The following is a 16,840-nucleotide window of genomic DNA, read 5'->3' as shown; positions in this document are numbered from 1 at the left end:
CGCTGTCGCGCGGCTGTGGTCGGCCGCGCAGCGGAGACGAGCACCGCCGCCTGACGACAACAGGGGTGCCACGTCTGTGGCACCCCTGTGCGGTTCGTCAGGCGGTCTCGGTCACGGACTTGTCAATGGTCAGGTGCTACCTGGCGACGAAGACGAAGTCCTCGCCCGAGGGGACCGTGTAGACGGCGTAGCCGCCCTCGTTCTTGACGAAGGTCGCCCGCGACGGCGCGATGACCGTCTGCTCGTCGGTCTTCGGCACCCGGATCTCCGCCGTGGTGTTGGCGGGGATCGTCACCTTGAGCTTGAACCGGCCGTCTTCCTTGGTCCAGGAGCTCTTGGTGAGGCCGTGCGGGGTCAGGTAGCTGCTTCCGGCGTTCACCAGGTCGCCCACCGGCTTGGGCTGGATGACCAGCTTGTCGTAGGCGATCGACCCGGGGGCCGCCTTGATGCCGGCGATGCCGGCGTGGAACCACTCCTCGATCTGGGCGAGGATCATGTGGTTCTTGGAGTCGCCGCGGTTCCAGCGCTCGCCGATGGTGGTCATGCCGCCGGGGTTGGCGACGGTCGACTCCATGAAGAAGCCGTAGCTGGGCTGCTCGTCCTCCTGGAGGATGTCCCACAGGACGTCGTCGCGGCCGCCGTTCATCAGGGCGCGGACGGTCGGGGCCATGCCGATGGTGCCGCCGCTGAAGTGCGGGCCGTCGCCGTTCGGGTGGAAGTTGTAGATGTTCTCGACCAGCGCGTTCAGGACGCTCTCGCGCTTGTCCTCGGGCACCAGGCCCGCGTCGAGCGCGAGGGCCTGGGCCGCCTGGGTGGCGCCGGTGGTGCCGGCGTTGCCGTTGGCGGTGTAGCGGCCCAGTGAGTCGTTGAAGAACGCCTGGTTGTAGGAGGTCTTGATGTCGGCGGCGAGCTGGGTCCACTTGGCCACGTCGGCGGCGTTGCCGAGGACCTGGGCCATCTCGGCCATCTTGGTGATCATGATGTAGTAACCCCAGGTGCCGGTGATCCGGCCCGAGGTCTGCTCGGCCGAGACCCAGTCGGCGAGGGCGGCGTTGACGATGTTGGCGTTCGCGCCGGTGCCGACCTTCTGACGCTGGATGTAGTCGACGAACTTGACCATCTGCGGGTAGTACTGCGCCATCGTCCGGGTGTCGCCGTAGTACTCGTACAGCATGCTCGGGACCAGGATGATCGCGTTGCCCCAGTTGATCTCGTCACCGAACTGGCCGGTGTAGCCCCAGTCGTAGACCGGCGTCTTCAGGGCCACGTTCCCGGCCATGGAGGTGTTCGCGACCGACTGCCCTTCGACGAGGTGGCGCATCGTCGTTCGCATGAAGGCGTCGAGCTCGAAGTTCCGGTGGATGGAGCCCATCGGCATGGTGTAGTCGGCGGGGTAGGAGAGCTTCTCCCGGCCGGGGCAGTCGGTGAAGACCGACATGATGTTCCCCGCGAAGGAGTACCTGGCCATCTTGTGGATGCGGTTGATCCGCGCGTTGGAGCTGGTGAACTCGCTCACCTGGGCGGTGTCGGCCTGCAGGCGCACGCCGGTGATGAGGTCGGCGGTGGGGGTGTAGCCCTCGGGCAGGCCGGTGACCTGGACCCACTGCATGCCGAAGTAGTTGAAGTTCGGGTGCCAGGTCTCACCGTCGGTGGAGCCGTGGGCCGTGTAGGTGTTGAAGAGGTTGGTGCCGCGTGAGCTGCCGCCGCCCATGAGGGAGGCCTGGTTGACGGTGCCGTTGGCGTTCAGCGACTCCGCGGGCTGCATCTTCACGGTGGTGCCCGCGGGGACCTGCGCCAGATTGAGCTTGGGCCATCCGACGATGTTCTGGCCGAAGTCGAAGACCCAGGTTCCCGGTACGGGGTTGGTCACCGAGATCGGCTTGAAGGTCTCCTGCTCGCGGACGGGGTCGGCGGTCCGGGCGACGAGCTTGGTCGCCAGGTTCGGCGGCGGGGCGATCCCGGCGCTGGTCCAGCCGGTGGGCGAACCGTCGCGGCGCTTGGCCGTCTCGGTCAGGTTCGCTCCGGGCTTGTCCCAGCCCACCTGCTCCCTGCGGGCGTCGTAGTCGGAGCCCGAGTACCAGGCGTCGGTGACGAGCGGGCCCAGCGCGGTCCGCCACGACCGGTCGGTGACGATCGTGTCGGAGCTGCCGTCGGTGTAGGCGATCTCGACGCGGCCGATGAGGCGCGGGGTCACCGCGGCTCCGGCGGAGGCGTCGCTGGCCGCGATGTTGTTGCCCGAGCCGGTCACCTTCGCGCCCGTGGTGTGGTCGAGCGACAGGCCCGGCGTGAAGGTGATGCCGGTCCCGGCGGCTCCGGCGGTGCCGACCGCGGTGATCGTCCGCGACTCCAGGCGGTCGCCGCCCTGGCCGGTGTCGACGTTGATCGTCCCGCCGACGTGGTAGCCCGCGACGCTGTCGACCTTGACGTTCGTCGCGCCGACCGCGACGTCGCCTGCCAGCGTGCCGTTCCCCTTGGGCTGACTCTGCCACCAGGAGTAGGGAGAGGTGCGGCCGACCGCCGGGTTGGTCACGCTACGCCGGACGTAGGCGGGACCGTTGCCCAGCTCGACACCGATGGTGTTGTCTCCGGGCCGGAGCGACTTGGTGATGTCGTACGTGCGGTATTCGCTGGACAACTGGTAGTTGGAGTTGCCCGGTGCGAGGACCTCGTCGGACACCTCCCGCCGGTTGACGGTGGCGTGGTGCAGACCGACGCCCGACAGGTACAGGCGCGCGTCGGCGACACTCTTGCCCGCCGGGATCTGGAACTGACGCGCGAAGATCGGCAGTGCCTGCGACTCGACGCGGTCGGGGTAGTCGATCCAGCGGGCCTGGCCCCAGTCGCTCTGCTCCAGCAGACCCACGGTCCACCGGGCCGGCGCCGACCACGCCGACTCCTGCTCGTCGGCGTCCCAGACCTTGACCCGCCAGAAGACCGGCTGCCGCGACTGGAGCGTTCCCCGGAAGATGACCCGCTGGTCCGCGCTCCGCACCCGGCCCGTCGTCCAGATCAGGTCACCGGCGGCCAGCTTCTCGGCCGATTCGGCCGCCTGCACCTCGTAGGCGGTCTGCTTGTCACCCGGACAGGCGACGACCGCGCCGGGCTGGTGGCAGGCGTGCGAACGAGCCTGCGGGGTCTCGGCGAACTGCCAGCTGAGGACGGGCTGCACGTCGTCCAGCCCGAGGGGGTTGTCATACCGGCCGTCCACGCCGAGTCGTTTGACTTCGACGTTTCCGGCCGACGCCGCGGCGACGGCAGCGGTGTTGGTGGCCATGAATGGCACGACCACGGCGACGGCGAGACCGATCGCCAGGGCACGCCGGGAGTTTCTGTTCACTGGCATGGCTACTCCTTTCTTTTTCAGTCGGGAATCATCGGGTCCGGCCGTTCAATGCCAGTTCGCAGATGTTTCCGTCACTGAGGGAAATCGGTGGGTCGGTCCCCGATGGGCCGTCCGCGGCCGGGCGGCCGAGACCGCCCGAGACCCGCGCCGTAGACGACCGGCGTTGCCACTACGTTAATTAAATCGTTTTAACATGTTCATCAATTAACCTAAACGTTTTATTGGCAGGCCGTCAAGACCGAAATTCCGGAGACATTCCGATGTGAATTCGGGCATGCCGAAGCGCCATTCGGCGCCCGATTTCGCCGAATGGAATTCGCTATTTCGCCGGAAAGGAGGTCAGGCCAGAAGAGGCATCGATGTGCTGAGACGGTCGGCGGCTTCGCGCCACGCGACGGCGGAACCTCGTGGTCGGTAGTGGTGCAGTGGCTGGGTCGCCGCGACGAGGGATCGCAGGGCGGACAGGCTGGGGATGAGGCCGAGGGAACGGGCCTGCACGCCGATGTTTCCGAGGGCGGTCGCCTCGACGGGGCCGGCCACGACGGGGATGCCCGTGGCGTCGGCGGTGAGCTGGCACAGCAGCGCGTTCTGGGCGCCGCCGCCGACGATGTGGATCACATCGGCCTGTTGGCCGGAAAGCGCGAGGGCCTGGCGGATGGCCTGCCGGTGACCGAGCGCGAGGCTGTCCAGCACGCAGCGCACGGTTTCGGCCTTGGTCTCGGGCACGGGCTGGCCCGTGTCCGCGCACCGCCGGGCGATGCGGGAGGGCATGTCGCCGGGAGGGAGGAAGGCCGGGTCGTTGGGGTCGACGACGCTGCGCAGCGCGGGCAGCTCGGCCGCGCGCTCGATGAGGCCGCCGAGTTCGGCGGGGGCCACTCCCCAGGCGCGCAGGGACTCCGACAACAACCAGAGGCCCATGACGTTGCGGAGATAGCGGATGGTCCCGTCGACGCCGGTCTCGTTGGTGAAGTTGGCGGCGCGTCCGGCCTCGGTGAGGATCGGCGCGGACGTCTCCACGCCGGCCAGCGACCACGTGCCGCAGGAGATGTAGGCGAAGTTCGGGCCGGTGGCGGGGACCGCCGCGATGGCGGACGCGGTGTCGTGCGAGGCCACCGTGGTGACGGGGGCTCCGCTGAAGACCCCCACGTCCGGCAGCAGCCGGCCGGCGGGTGCCCCCGGAGCGCGGAGGGCGGGGAAGACGCCGCGTGGCAGCGACAACGCCTCGATCAGTTCATCCGACCAGGTGCCGCCGCGCACGTCGTACAGGCCCGTGGTGGAGGCGTTGGTCTGTTCCGCGCCTCGCTCGCCGGTCAGCCAGAAGGAGATCAGATCGGGGATGAGGAGCAGGGTGCCGGCCCGCTCCAGGAACGTCTCGGCGGCCAGTTGGTAGAGGGTGTTGAAGGGAAGGTGCTGAAGCCCGTTGACCTGGTAGAGACGCCTCGGGGAGACGCGTTCGTGGACCTGGTCGATGACCGGGGCCGTGCGTTCGTCGCGGTAGTGGACGGGATTGCCGATCAGCCGCCCGTCGCGGTCGAGAAGTCCGTAGTCGACGGCCCAGGAGTCGATGCCCAGCGAGTCCAGGCGCGCGGCGTCGATGCGCCTCAGGCCGTCGAGCACGTCGCCGTGGAGACCGAGGACGTCCCAGTGCAGGGTGCCGGCGACGCGGACGGGCCGATTCGGGAACCGGTGGATCCCCGTGATCTCCAGCCGGTTCTCGTCGACCCGTGCGCTGATGACGCGACCGCTGGAGGCGCCGAGATCGATCGCGGCGATGGTGGCGCTCATCGGGTCGTCGACTCCCGGACGATCAGTTCGGGCTGGAACAGGATCTGCTGATGCGAGTGGTCAGCCGGGTTGTCGCACTCGTCGAGCAGCAACTCGGCGGCTATCCGGCCGAGCTTGCAGGGCGGCTGGCGGACCGAGGTCAGCGGAACCGCCGAGGCCAGGGCGTATTCGATGTCGTCGTAGCCGACGACCATGACCCGACCCGGCACCCGGACGCCCTGTTGGAGGAAGACCCGCAACACCCCCATGGCGAGCAGGTCGTTGGCGCAGAAGACCGCGTCCGGGAGCTCGGCGAGCAGCCGCTCCGCCGCCTCGTGACCGGCGCGTGAGGTCATCTCGTCGACGATCACCTCGCGCAGGCTGCCCGTCCCCGTCTCCTCCAGGGCCCGGAGCGCACCCCTGCGCCGGTCGGCGTTCTGGCGGATGGTCAGCGGGCCGCCGAGGAACACGATGTCGCGGGCGCCCTGCTCCAGCAGATGGTTGACGGCCAGCCGGCCGCCGGTGACGTCGTCGACGGTGACCGAGCACTGATCGCCGCGCGTCGCCGGGTGGTCGATCATGACCGTGGGGATGCCCCGTTCCCGCAGCAGCGCCAGACTCCCCCGGTCGTCGCTCACCGGGGTGACCAGGACACCGCGAACCTGCTGTTCGGCGAGCATCCGCATGTTGCGCTCCTCGCGCCGCGCCTGGCTAGCCGATCCGCACAGGATCACGCCGTAGTCGCGTTCGCTCATCAGGTCTTCGACGCCGCGGGCGATCTCGGCGAAGAACGGGTTTCCGAGGTCGTGCAGCATGAGGCCGACGATCCGGCCGTGGCCGGCGCGGAGGCTGGAGGCCGAACCGTTGCGGACGAAGCCCAGTTCCTCGATCACCCGCTGGACTCGGGCCCGCGTCGTGGGGGCCACCCGCTCGGGCCGGTTCAGCACGTTGGACACGGTCCCCGGAGACACCCCCGCTCGGTGCGCGACCTCTTTGATGCCGACGGTCACGTCACGCGAACCGGTTTCGGATCTTGGCATGAGTGACCTCACAAGGACGGACGGGAGCGGCGATGCTCGCCACACTGTGGCGGCCGGATTGAAACGTGTCAAGGGAATCGAACCGGCAAAACTGCACTCTTGACGGGTCGGCGATGTTACATCTACGTTCCTCCAGACACGATTTGTTAAAACGTTTTTGCACGATGGCCCACGGGCGACATTGAGAGGGCGTGAGGGACCATGGGAAGCGACCCCCCGCTCCGGGGCGATCAGGCACTGCTTGAGGTGAACGACCTCACGGTCGAGTTCCCGGGCATCCGGGCACTCGACTCCGTGCGCTTCGACATCCGGCCCGCCGAGGTGCACGCCCTCGTCGGCGAGAACGGCGCCGGCAAGTCGACGTTGCTGAAAGTCCTGGGCGGTGTGCACCGCCCCAGCTCCGGCGAGGTCCGGCTGGCCGGGGACCACTACCGCCCGCGGCGGCCCGCCGACGCGCTCGCGGCCGGCATCGCCGTCATCTACCAGGAGTTCAATCTCTACCCCGACCTGACGGTGGCGGAGAACGTCTTCTCCGGCCGGGAACCCCGCAACGGGATCTCCCGGGGCATCCGGTACGCCGAGATCAACCGCCGGACCAGCGAGTTGTTCGACGGGCTCGGGGTCCGCATCGACCCGACGGCCACGGTCGGCGACCTGACCGTCTCCGAGCAGCAGCTCGTCGAGATCTGCAAGGCGCTGTCGGTCGACGGCCGGATCATCGTCATGGACGAACCGACCGCCGCCCTGTCGGCCGACGAGGTCACCCAGCTCCTCGACGTCGTCCGGCGGCTGCGCGAAGAAGGCCGCAGCGTGGTCTACGTCAGCCACCGCCTCGACGAGGTCTTCGCCCTGGCCGACCGGGTCACCGTACTGCGCGACGGCAGGCACATCCGCACCTGCGGCATCGCCGACACCGACCCCGACGAACTGGTCCGGCACATGGTCGGCCGCGACGTCGAATCGGTCTTCCACCGAGACCGGGTGAGCGGCGGGGAGGTCGTGCTCGAACTGGCGGGCGTCGGCGCCGGACGCCGGTTGAGGGACATCTCCCTGACGGTCCGGGCCGGAGAGGTCGTCGGCATCGGGGGCATCGCCGGAGCGGGTCAGCCCGAGCTCTCCCAGTTGATCTTCGGCGCGCTGGCGATCGACTCCGGGACCATGTCGCTGAACGGCGAGCCCTTCCGCCCCCGCGACCCCGGCGACGCCATGGCCCGCGGCATCGGCTTCCTGCACGAAGACCGCAAGGCCGCCGGAAACCTGCCCGACCTGTCCATCCGCCACAACCTGACGATCTCCATCCTGGACAAGGTGCGCGACGGGCTCACCCGGCTGATCGCACCGGCCAAGGAGACCGACGTCTACGCCGGCTACCACCAGCGGCTCAACATCAGGGCGACCGGCCCCGACCAGCTCATCGGCCAGCTTTCCGGCGGGAACCAGCAGAAGGTCCTGCTCGGCCGCGCACTGGCCCCGGGCGGGAAGCTCCTGCTGCTCAACGAGCCGACCCGGGGGGTGGACATCGGCGCCAAGGCCGAGATCCACCGGCTGATCAACGTTCTCACCGCGGACGGGGCGGCGGTGCTCATGGTCTCCAGCGACCTGCCCGAGCTCCTCGGCGTCAGCGACCGCGTCTACGTCATGGCCGGCGGCGAGATCGTCGGCCATCTCACCGGCGACGACCGGACCGAGGAGAACGTCGTGGCATGTGCGACGACCGGGCGCCGCATCTTCTCCGAGGAGCTGAGCAAACGATGACCAACACGATCAAAAAGGTGCCGTTGCTGGTACCGCTCGTTCTGGTCATGGCGATCCTCGCCGTCTCCACCGACACCTTCCTGAGCACGGGAAACCTCGAGAACGTCCTGGTGGCGGCCGCGATCCTCGCGATCCCCGGCATCGCCATGACCTTCTGCCTGGCGATGGGCGAGTTCGACCTGTCGATCGGCTCGACGGTCTCCCTCGCCGGGGTCGCCTGTTGCAGCGCCCTCATCGCCGGGCAGCCGCTGGCCTTCTCACTGGTCGTGGCGCTGGGCGTCGGCGCGCTCATCGGCCTGGCCAACGGCGTGGTCATCACCAAGCTCGGCGTCACCCCGTTCATCGCGACACTGGCGACGATGGTGATCGTCCGCGGGGCCTCGCTCGCCTACACCGACGGGCACGACCAGATCGTCAGCTCTCCCGGCCTGAAGTACCTCGTCGCCGGGCGCCCGCTCGGCGTGCCCATGCCGATCGTGCTGGCCGTCGTGCTGGCGGCGCTGGGCTGGTGGACCATCAACCGGACCCGCTTCGGCCGCTGGGTCTGCGCGATCGGATCCAACCGGGAGGCGGCCCGCATGTCCGGCCTCCCGGTCGACCGCATCCGCATCGCCGTCTACGTCCTGGTCGGCCTGTCCGGAGGTCTGTGGGGGCTGCTGATCTCCAGCCAGCTCCAGAAGGGCAACGGCCAGCTCGGGCTCGGCTTCGAACTCGACGCGATCACGGTCGTCGTCCTGGGCGGCACGGCCCTTCTCGGAGGCAGGGCCTCGATCGTCGGCACCGTCCTGGGCGCCTTGATGATCGAGACGATCAGAAACGGCCTGAACCTCCTCAACACACCCCCGGCCTACCAGCGCATCAGCGTCGGGCTCCTGCTGATCGCCGCCCTGGCGCTGCTGGCCCTGCGCCGCCGCGAGAAGCGTGGCACCAAACCGAACCGGGTCCCGGCGAGGGTTCAGGAGAGTGCGGCATGAGCACCCAGACCATGACCGAGAAGCCCTCGGAGAAGGCCGTCACCGGTAGATCGTCGAAGGTCTCCCTGGGCCGGCTGTGGGACACCTGGGGAGTCACCGCGCTCCTCGTCCTTCTCCTTCTCTGTACGCCGGCCATCGCGCCCGGCTTCCTGGAGATCGAGAACCTCCAGTCCGTCCTCCGTGAGAGCGCCTACGTCGGCATCGTCGCCGTCGGCATGACCTTCGCCATCGCCAGCGGCGCCTTCGACCTGTCGGTCGGCGGCCAGCTCGCGCTCACCAGCGTCGTCACCCTCATGGCGTTCAACGGGGGCGGGACGGCGGCGGCCGTCGCGGCGGCGATCACCACGGGCCTGCTGTGCGGCCTGGTCAACGCCGGTCTGATCACCCGGCTCAGGGTTCCGCCCTTCGTGGCGACCCTGGGTTCGCTGTTCGTCTTCCGGGGGATCGCCTACCTGCTCACCCAGGACGGCCCGCAGACCCTGCCCTACGAGCACGTCGACTCGCCGTTCGCCAAGATCGGCAGCCTCAACGTCGCCGGGCTGCCGGTGCCGTTCCTCATCATGGTCGCGGTGTTCGCGGCGGGCTGGGTGCTGATGCGCCGGACCGCGATCGGCCGCCGCACCCTCGCCTACGGCTCGTCCCCGTCGGCGGCCCGGTTCTGCGGCATCTCCGACACCCGGATCAGGCTGTTCGTTTTCGTCCTGGTCGGGCTCACCGTCGGGATCGCCGCCCTGACGTACATCACCCGGGTGTGGACCGCCGACGGGTCGGCCCAGGACGGCTTCGAACTCAAGGTGATCGCCGCGGTCGTCCTCGGCGGCACCGCGCTCAAGGGCGGCAAGGGCACCCTCATCGGCACCTTCTCGGCCGTGTTCCTCGTGAGCGTCCTGAACGAAGTTCTGGTCAGCCAGGGCGTCGAGTCCGCCTACCAGCGCATCGTCCTCGGCTGCGTGCTCATCGTCGCCCTGACCATCGACGGGCTGCGTACCCGCTTCGCCAGTCCCGGCTCCTTCCGCAGGGCGTTGCGCCCAACGTCCTGACCGACCCCCCACCGAGAAAGACACGTCACATGCGCACCAAGAAGATCGTTTCGGTTGCCCTGCTCGGCATACTGGCCCTCGCCGGCTGCTCGGACTCCAGCGAGACCGCGACCACCGGTTCGGCGCCCCCCGCCGACAAGAAGATCACCGTGGGCTTCTCCGTCTACGACATGCAGTACGAGTTCTTCCAGAAGATGGCCAAGGGCACCCAGGACGCCGTCGCGGCCAAGGGCTGGGAGATCAAGCTGCACGACGAGAAGAGCGACGAGAACGAGATGGTCACCGGCGCCTCGGCGCTCATCGACCAGGGTGTCGACCTGCTGATCATCAGCCCGTTCAAGCCGACCGCTCTCGGCCCGATCATCGCCAAGGCCAAGGCCAAGAACGTTCCGGTGATCGTGAACGACATCGGCGGCGGGGGCACCCCGTACGACGCGATCGTCATCTCCGACAACGCCGGCGGCGGCAAGCTGGCCGCCGAGTTCATGGACAAGCAGATCCAGGCCAACGGCGCCGACAGCAAGAACGTGGCCTCCATCACCTGCGAGCCGTCGGCGACCTACGCCGCCCGCCGCAACGCCGGTTTCAAGGAGGAGATCGAAGCGCGCGGCTACAAGGTCGTCGCGGAGTTGTCCGGCAACTCCAAGGCCGAAGAGGGCTACAAGGTCATGAAGGACATCCTGTCGGCCAACCCCGACGTCGCCGGCGTGTTCTCGTGCAACGACCCGATGGGCGTGGCCGCCGCCAACGCCATCAAGGACGCCGGCAAGAGCCCGGTGACCGACATCGTCAGCGTGGGGTTCAACGCCGACCCCGAGGCCCTGACCGCGATCAAGGCCGACCTGCTGGCCGCCACCGTCGCCCAGGACCCCGCCGCCATGGGCGCCCTCACCGTCACCCTCGGCGAGCAGGCCCTGAACAAGCAGCCGATCCAGTTCTCCAACGCCGCCGAGCGTGAGGTCTTCAACCCCGTGACCCTGGTGGACAAGACCAACGTCGACTCCATCGGCTGACCGACGGGCGGGCGGGGCCGTGTCGCCCGGCCCCGCCCGCCCTCCCACGAACGATCGCACGCTTCTGGAATACGGGGATTTGAGAGCATGACTGACTTGCCCGCCGGGCTCGACGACCTGGCCATCGAGACGCCCTCCTGGGCGTACGCCAACTCCGGGACCCGGTTCAAGGTGTTCACCCAGAAGGGGGTGCCGCGCGACCCCTTCGAGAAGATCGCCGACGCCGCCCAGGTGCACGCCTTCACCGGCGCGGCCCCGACGGTCGCCCTGCACATCCCCTGGGACAGGGTCTCCGACTACTCCGTACTCGCCGCCTACGCGGTCGATCAGGGAGTCCGGCTCGGCGCGATCAACGCCAACGTCTTCCAGGACGACGACTACATGCTGGGCTCGGTCACCAACCCCGACCCGCGCATCCGCCGCAAGGCCGTCGACCACCTGCTCGAATGCGTCGACATCATGGACGCCACCGGCTCGCGCGACCTCAAACTGTGGTTCTCCGACGGCATCAACTACCCGGGCCAGGACGACCTCCGCACCCGCCAGGACCGGCTCGCCGAGGCCCTCGCCGAGGTGTACGCCCGGCTGGGCGACGACCAGCGCATCCTGCTGGAGTACAAGCTGTTCGAGCCCGCCTTCTACGCCACCGACGTGCCCGACTGGGGCACCTCCCTGCTGCACTGCCTCGCTCTGGGCCCCAAGGCCACCGTCTGCGTCGACACCGGCCACCACGCCCCCGGCACCAACATCGAGTTCATCGTGGCCTCCCTGCTGCGCGCGGGCCGGCTCGGCGGCTTCGACTTCAACTCCCGCTTCTACGCCGACGACGACCTCATGGTCGGCGCCGCCGACCCGTTCCAGCTCTTCCGCATCATGTACGAGGTCGTGCGGGGCGGCGGCCTGGACCCGGCGACCGGCGTCGCTTTCATGCTCGACCAGTGCCACAACATCGAGCCGAAGATCCAGGGCCAGATCCGCTCCGTCATGAACGTGCAGGAAGCCACTGCCAAGGCGCTGCTCGTGGACGCCGCGGCGCTCCGCGCCGCCCAGGACGGCGGTGACGTGCTGGGCGCGAACGCGGCGTTGATGGACGCGTACAACACCGATGTCCGGCCGCTGCTCGCCACCTGGCGGGAGAGGCGCGGCCTGAACCCCGACCCGATCGCCGCCTACCGCGCGTCGGGCTACTACGACAAGATCGTCGCCGAGCGTGTCGGCGGCACCCAGGCCGGATGGGGAGCCTGAACCACCATGAGCGTCGTCGACGACCTGCTGAACCGCTGCCACGAACTGGGCGCGGACCCGCGCAACACCAACTACGCCGGAGGCAACGCCTCCGCCAAGGGCAGCCAGACCGACCCCGTCACCGGCGAACCGGTCGACCTGATGTGGGTGAAGGGTTCGGGCGGAGACCTCGGCACCCTCACCGCGACCGGGCTGGCCGTGCTCAGGCTCGACCGCCTGCGCGCCCTGACCAAGGTCTATCCGGGCGCCGATCACGAAGACGAAATGGTCGAGGCCATCGACTTCTGCACCCACGGCAAGGGCGGCGCGGCCCCGTCCATCGACACGGCCATGCACGGCCTGGTCGACGCCGCCCACGTCGACCACCTGCACCCCGACAGCGGCATCGCGATCGCCACCGCCGTCGACGGCGAGGAACTGACCCGGAAGATCTTCGGCGATCGGGTCGCGTGGGTGCCCTGGCGGCGCCCCGGCTTCCAGCTCGGCCTCGACATCTCCGCCATCAAGGCCGCCAACCCGCAGGCGATCGGGGTCATCCTCGGCGGCCACGGCATCACCGCCTGGGGCGACACCTCCGAGCGGTGCCGGGAGAACTCGCTGGAGATCATCCGCGTGGCCGAGACCTACCTCGCCACGCACGGCAGGCCCGAACCCTTCGGTCCCGTCGTCCCCGGCCACGAGCCCCTGCCCGCAGAGCGGCGCCACGCCCGCGCGGCCGAACTGTTCCCGCTGATCCGCGGCCTGGCCTCGACGGACAAGCCGCAGGTCGGCCACTACACCGACAGCGAGGTCGTGCTCGACTTCGTCTCCCGCGCCGAACACCCGCGCCTGGCCGCCCTGGGCACCTCGTGCCCCGACCACTTCCTGCGGACCAAGGTCTCCCCGCTCGTCGTGGACCTGCCCGCCGACGCTCCGCTGGACGTCGTGGCCGATCGTCTCCGTGAGCTCCACGCCCGGTACCGCGCCGACTACGCCGCCTACTACGACCGCAACGCCGTCGCGGGCTCCCCCGCGATGCGCGGCGCCGACCCGGCGATCGTCCTGGTGCCGGGCGTCGGCATGTTCTCCTTCGGCCCGAACAAGCAGACCGCGCGGGTGGCCGGCGAGTTCTACGTCAACGCGATCAACGTCATGCGGGGCGCCGAGTCGGTGTCGCGCTACGCGCCGATCAGCGAGGCGGAGAAGTTCCGCATCGAATACTGGTCGCTGGAGGAGGCCAAGCTCCAGCGCCTGCCCAAGCCGAAGCCGCTGGCCACCCGGATCGCCTTCGTGACCGGCGGCGGCTCCGGCATCGGCGCGGCCACCGCCCGCCGCCTGGCCGCCGAGGGCGCCTGCGTCGTCGTCGCCGACCGCGACCTGGACGCCGCCCGCAAGGTCGCCGCCGAACTCGGCGCGAACGCGCTACGCGCCTCCGACGTCGCGGTCGCCGTCGAAGCCGACGTGACCAGCGAGGAGGACATCCGCGCCGGGCTGACCGCCGCCGTCCTCGCCTTCGGCGGGGTCGACCTGGTCGTCAACAACGCCGGCCTGTCGTTGTCCAAGCCGCTCCTGGAGACCACGGTCGCCGACTGGGATCTCCAGCACGACGTGATGGCACGCGGTTCGTTCCTGGTCTCGCGCGAGGCGGCCCGCGTCATGATCGGCCAGAACCTGGGCGGCGACATCGTCTACATCTCGTCCAAGAACTCCGTCTTCGCCGGGCCGAACAACATCGCCTACAGCGCGGCCAAGGCCGACCAGGCCCACCAGGTCCGCCTGCTGGCCGCCGAGCTCGGCGGCCACGGCATCCGGGTCAACGGCGTCAACCCCGACGGAGTCGTGCGCGGCTCGGGCATCTTCGCCTCGGGCTGGGGCGCGAACCGCGCCGCCGTCTACGGCGTGCCGGAGGACAGGCTCGGCGAGTTCTACGCCCAGCGCACCCTGCTCAAGCGCGAGGTGCTGCCGGGACACGTCGCCAACGCGGTGTTCGCCCTGACCGGCGGCGACCTGTCCCACACCACCGGCCTCCACATTCCGGTCGACGCGGGCGTGGCGGCGGCCTTCCTCCGTTAGGCCCCGGACGCGCCCGCGCGTTCCAGCAACTCGGTGGTGGCCTCCCACAGGCGCCGCTCCCGGGCGCGGTCGTGGGCGACCGGCCGCACCTCGGTCGGCCGGGTCTTCACCACGAACGCGCCCCCGCGCAGGTGCGCCCACGTGTCGTCCAGGGCCATCGCGGCCAGCAGCGGTCCCGAGCGGCGCGGCGTCGACACGCCGGGTACCCGGCCCAGGGCGCGGCTCATCGCCTGAACCGCCTTGGGGGCGCCGCGGCCCAGCGCGGTGCCGGGCATCCAGCCCGGTTCGAACACCGACACGTTGATCCCGGCGCCGGCGCGGCGCTGCAGCTCATGGGCGTAGTAGAGGATCGCCAGCTTGGCGTTGGAGTAGGCGAGGCCGGACGCGGCCAGGCCCGGGGCCCGCTCACCGGTGGCCGGGCGGGCGAGCTCGACGGGATCGGCCCACCTGGCCTCGGCCACGCCCAGCAGCCGGCGCCAGAAATTGGCGTGATAGGTGTTCGAGCCGAGCAGCACGACCCGCGCCGGGGCGGTGAACGAACCGAGCAGGTCGCCGACGAGCTGGGCATGGGCGAGGTAGTTGACGGCGAAGGTCGTCTCGTAGCCGTCGGGCGAGGCCCGCCGGACGTCGGCCGACATGGCGCCGGCGTTGGCGACCAGCGCGCGCAGCGGCCGTACGGCGCCGGCGGCGAGCAGGGCCCGCACGGTGGCCGCGGCGGCCCGCACGTCGGCCAGGCGCGCCAGGTCGCAGCCGATCTCGTGGACGGATGCGCCACGCGCGCGGGCCTCGTCGGCGACCGCCGTCAGGTCCCGCCCGGCGCGGCCGACCAGCAGCAGGTCGGGTCGCCGCCCGTCCGGGCGGTCGGCCATGGCCAGCACGGCGTGCCGGCCGAGGTTGCGGGTGGGGCCGGTGATCAGCACGGTTCCGGGTTCGGTCATGGCCCCAGCCTGCGGAAACGGGCGGGCCGCAACCAGTCGTCCGGTTTTCGTAGGACTGGCAGGGCCAGGACAACGCGTGCGGGCAGGCGCAGAATGGAGAGCGTGGAAGCGTGGGAGTTCGGCCCGACGGTGCGCCGCTGGCGCGACCGGGTGGCGCCCTCGGCCGTCGGTCTGCAGGCGGGCCGCCGACGCCGGGCCGGCGGGTTGCGCCGCGAGGAGCTGGCCGCGCTCGCCGGCATCTCGGCCGACTACCTGACCCGCCTTGAGCAGGGGCGCGCGACCGCGCCGTCGGCGCAGGTCGTGGAGTCGCTGGCCCGAGCGCTGCGTCTGTCCGACACCGAACGCGACCTGCTCTACCGGCTGGCCGGGCACGCCGCGCCCGGCCCGGACGTCGTGCCGTCGCGAGTCACCCCGAGTGTGCAGCGCCTGCTCGACCGGCTGTCGAACACCCCGGTCGTCGTGTACGACGCCGGGTGGACACTCGTGCTGGCCAACGAGCCCTACGACGCGCTCATGGGCGACACGACCACCTGGCGCGGTCTGGAACGCAATGCCGTGTGGCGCAACGTCGCCCGCCTGCCCTCGCGGGTCGTGCACACCCCGCGGGAGCAGGCCGAGCACGAAGCCCGGCTCGTGGCCGACCTGCGCCTGACGGCCGCGCGTTACCCCGCCGACCGCACCCTGCGACGCCTGATCGCCGACCTGGCCTCCGGCAGCCCGCGTTTCGCCGGACTCTGGGACGCCGAGGCGCTCCCGGCCCCGACCGACACGTCCCGGCGGAAGACCGTCGACCATCCGGCGGTCGGCCCGATCACCCTCGACTGCGACACGTTGTTCGTCGCCCGGGACGATCTGCGCATCACCGTCTACACCGCCGAGCCCGGCACCGAGGACGCCGACCGCCTGGCCCTCGCCGTCGTCCTCGGCACTCAGTCGCTCCAGCCGTATTCGGCGCCGGACCCCGGGGCGCAGGTGTGATTCTCGCCGGCGCGGTGCGCGTGACGCGGCTCACGTCGCGGCCGCGGACGTGCCGCCTGTCGCGCTCGACCCGATCAAGGACGGCGCGCTAGGAGGCGCGGAAGCCGCGCAGCGCCTCGTCGACCAGCCGCTCGGGGAGGTCGCCGGGCACCGGGTAGGCCGGGCCCGACATCTTCGTGTGGAAGAGCATCGCGCCGACCAGCATCGACATCGCGACCTCGACGTCGAGGTCGGGGCGCAGCTCACCCGTCGCCATGCCGCGCCGCAGGACCTGCCGGAAGGCCTCGCGGCGCGGCTCGATGACGAGTTCGCGGAACCGGCGGTAGAGGTCGGGGTAGCGGTCGGCCTCGTTGAGCGCGATGTTGGTGATGCACCGGTTCCGCAACTCGCCCGACTCCGACCGCATGACCTTGAGGAACTCGATGAGGTCGGCCCGCACGTCGGTGCCGCCGGGCTCCGGCATGGGGAGCCGGAGCGTGGCCAGTGAGTCGACCACCAGGTCTTCCTTGTTCGCCCAGCGCCGGTAGATCGTCGTCTTGCCGACCCCGGCGCGGTTCGCGACCGCCTCGATCGACAACTCCGACACCGTGACGCCCTCGCCGATCATGTCGAGGGTGGCGTCGACGATCGCCTTCTCGGCGCGCTCGCTGCGGGGACGGCCCCGCCCCGCGGATTCCTGAATGGTCGTCATGGCAGTC

At 70.1% G+C, this 16,840-nt stretch carries 12 protein-coding genes; 7 read left to right on the top strand and 5 right to left on the bottom strand.

Translation table 11 applies throughout. The annotated features are described in order from the left end of the window. Positions 1-136: 136 nt before the first annotated feature. The 3 genes from AW273_RS25210 to AW273_RS25200 all read right to left on the bottom strand — a co-directional run bounded on the left by AW273_RS25210 (position 137) and on the right by AW273_RS25200 (position 6,147). The gene (locus tag AW273_RS25210) at positions 137-3,343 is read right to left on the bottom strand and encodes an alpha-L-rhamnosidase (RefSeq protein WP_062352845.1); all 3,207 of its coding nucleotides are present in this window, start codon (positions 3,341-3,343) and stop codon (positions 137-139) included. Positions 3,344-3,682: 339 nt separating this feature from the next. Beyond that, complete coding sequence (locus tag AW273_RS25205; RefSeq protein WP_062352843.1) at positions 3,683-5,128, bottom strand: rhamnulokinase; 1,446 nt, start codon at positions 5,126-5,128, stop codon at positions 3,683-3,685. Further along, positions 5,125-6,147: a LacI family DNA-binding transcriptional regulator gene (locus tag AW273_RS25200; protein ID WP_062352840.1), complete on the bottom strand. Its 1,023-nt coding sequence runs from the start codon at positions 6,145-6,147 to the stop codon at positions 5,125-5,127. Before AW273_RS25200 ends, AW273_RS25205 begins: the two co-directional genes overlap by 4 nt. A 201-nt stretch (positions 6,148-6,348) precedes the next feature. On the opposite strand from AW273_RS25200, the gene AW273_RS25195 reads away from it, so the two are divergent. The 6 genes from AW273_RS25195 to AW273_RS25170 all read left to right on the top strand — a co-directional run bounded on the left by AW273_RS25195 (position 6,349) and on the right by AW273_RS25170 (position 14,226). Then, positions 6,349-7,902 (top strand): sugar ABC transporter ATP-binding protein, encoded by a 1,554-nt coding sequence (locus AW273_RS25195; protein WP_062352837.1) that lies wholly within the window; start codon positions 6,349-6,351, stop codon positions 7,900-7,902. Beyond that, positions 7,899-8,876, top strand: a complete 978-nt coding sequence (locus AW273_RS25190) for an ABC transporter permease (RefSeq protein WP_062352834.1) — start codon at positions 7,899-7,901, stop codon at positions 8,874-8,876. Before AW273_RS25195 ends, AW273_RS25190 begins: the two co-directional genes overlap by 4 nt. Next, positions 8,873-9,916 carry an ABC transporter permease gene (locus AW273_RS25185; protein WP_062352831.1) on the top strand — a complete coding sequence of 348 codons (1,044 nt, stop codon included), beginning with the start codon at positions 8,873-8,875 and terminating at the stop codon, positions 9,914-9,916. Before AW273_RS25190 ends, AW273_RS25185 begins: the two co-directional genes overlap by 4 nt. A 29-nt stretch (positions 9,917-9,945) precedes the next feature. Next, positions 9,946-10,929, top strand: coding sequence for a substrate-binding domain-containing protein (locus tag AW273_RS25180; protein WP_062352828.1), 984 nt, complete (start codon positions 9,946-9,948; stop codon positions 10,927-10,929). 87 nt (positions 10,930-11,016) lie between these two features. Then, positions 11,017-12,174 carry an L-rhamnose isomerase gene (gene rhaI, locus AW273_RS25175; RefSeq protein WP_062352825.1) on the top strand — a complete coding sequence of 386 codons (1,158 nt, stop codon included), beginning with the start codon at positions 11,017-11,019 and terminating at the stop codon, positions 12,172-12,174. Between the two features lie 6 nt (positions 12,175-12,180). Then, positions 12,181-14,226, top strand: coding sequence for a bifunctional rhamnulose-1-phosphate aldolase/short-chain dehydrogenase (locus AW273_RS25170; protein ID WP_062352822.1), 2,046 nt, complete (start codon positions 12,181-12,183; stop codon positions 14,224-14,226). On the opposite strand, the gene AW273_RS25165 is transcribed toward AW273_RS25170, so the two are convergent. Continuing rightward, positions 14,223-15,164: an SDR family NAD(P)-dependent oxidoreductase gene (locus tag AW273_RS25165; RefSeq protein ID WP_062352819.1), complete on the bottom strand. Its 942-nt coding sequence runs from the start codon at positions 15,162-15,164 to the stop codon at positions 14,223-14,225. The genes AW273_RS25170 and AW273_RS25165 overlap by 4 nt on opposite strands. 102 nt (positions 15,165-15,266) lie before the next feature. Here AW273_RS25165 and AW273_RS25160 point away from each other — a divergent pair, with 102 nt between their 5' ends. Then, positions 15,267-16,142, top strand: a complete 876-nt coding sequence (locus AW273_RS25160; protein WP_062352913.1) for a helix-turn-helix transcriptional regulator — start codon at positions 15,267-15,269, stop codon at positions 16,140-16,142. Between the two features lie 88 nt (positions 16,143-16,230). On the opposite strand, the gene AW273_RS25155 is transcribed toward AW273_RS25160, so the two are convergent. Beyond that, positions 16,231-16,833, bottom strand: coding sequence for a TetR/AcrR family transcriptional regulator (locus tag AW273_RS25155; protein WP_062352816.1), 603 nt, complete (start codon positions 16,831-16,833; stop codon positions 16,231-16,233). Positions 16,834-16,840 lie beyond the last annotated feature (7 nt).

Origin of the sequence: Herbidospora yilanensis, from assembly GCF_001570565.1 — a bacterium.
Lineage (GTDB): Bacteria > Actinomycetota > Actinomycetes > Streptosporangiales > Streptosporangiaceae > Herbidospora > Herbidospora yilanensis.
Note: the sequence above shows the minus strand (reverse complement) of the source record. Positions and strands in the feature narration are given on the sequence as shown.

Excerpts from the sequence above, each read along its gene's own strand:
- AW273_RS25210 (WP_062352845.1), bottom strand. The coding sequence starts at position 3,343 with ATGCCAGTGAACAGAAACTCCCGGCGTGCCCTGGCGATCGGTCTCGCC.
- AW273_RS25205 (WP_062352843.1), bottom strand. The coding sequence starts at position 5,128 with ATGAGCGCCACCATCGCCGCGATCGATCTCGGCGCCTCCAGCGGTCGC.
- AW273_RS25200 (WP_062352840.1), bottom strand. The coding sequence starts at position 6,147 with ATGCCAAGATCCGAAACCGGTTCGCGTGACGTGACCGTCGGCATCAAA.
- AW273_RS25195 (WP_062352837.1), top strand. The coding sequence starts at position 6,349 with ATGGGAAGCGACCCCCCGCTCCGGGGCGATCAGGCACTGCTTGAGGTG.
- AW273_RS25190 (WP_062352834.1), top strand. The coding sequence starts at position 7,899 with ATGACCAACACGATCAAAAAGGTGCCGTTGCTGGTACCGCTCGTTCTG.
- AW273_RS25185 (WP_062352831.1), top strand. The coding sequence starts at position 8,873 with ATGAGCACCCAGACCATGACCGAGAAGCCCTCGGAGAAGGCCGTCACC.
- AW273_RS25180 (WP_062352828.1), top strand. The coding sequence starts at position 9,946 with ATGCGCACCAAGAAGATCGTTTCGGTTGCCCTGCTCGGCATACTGGCC.
- rhaI (WP_062352825.1), top strand. The coding sequence starts at position 11,017 with ATGACTGACTTGCCCGCCGGGCTCGACGACCTGGCCATCGAGACGCCC.
- AW273_RS25170 (WP_062352822.1), top strand. The coding sequence starts at position 12,181 with ATGAGCGTCGTCGACGACCTGCTGAACCGCTGCCACGAACTGGGCGCG.
- AW273_RS25165 (WP_062352819.1), bottom strand. The coding sequence starts at position 15,164 with ATGACCGAACCCGGAACCGTGCTGATCACCGGCCCCACCCGCAACCTC.
- AW273_RS25155 (WP_062352816.1), bottom strand. The coding sequence starts at position 16,833 with ATGACGACCATTCAGGAATCCGCGGGGCGGGGCCGTCCCCGCAGCGAG.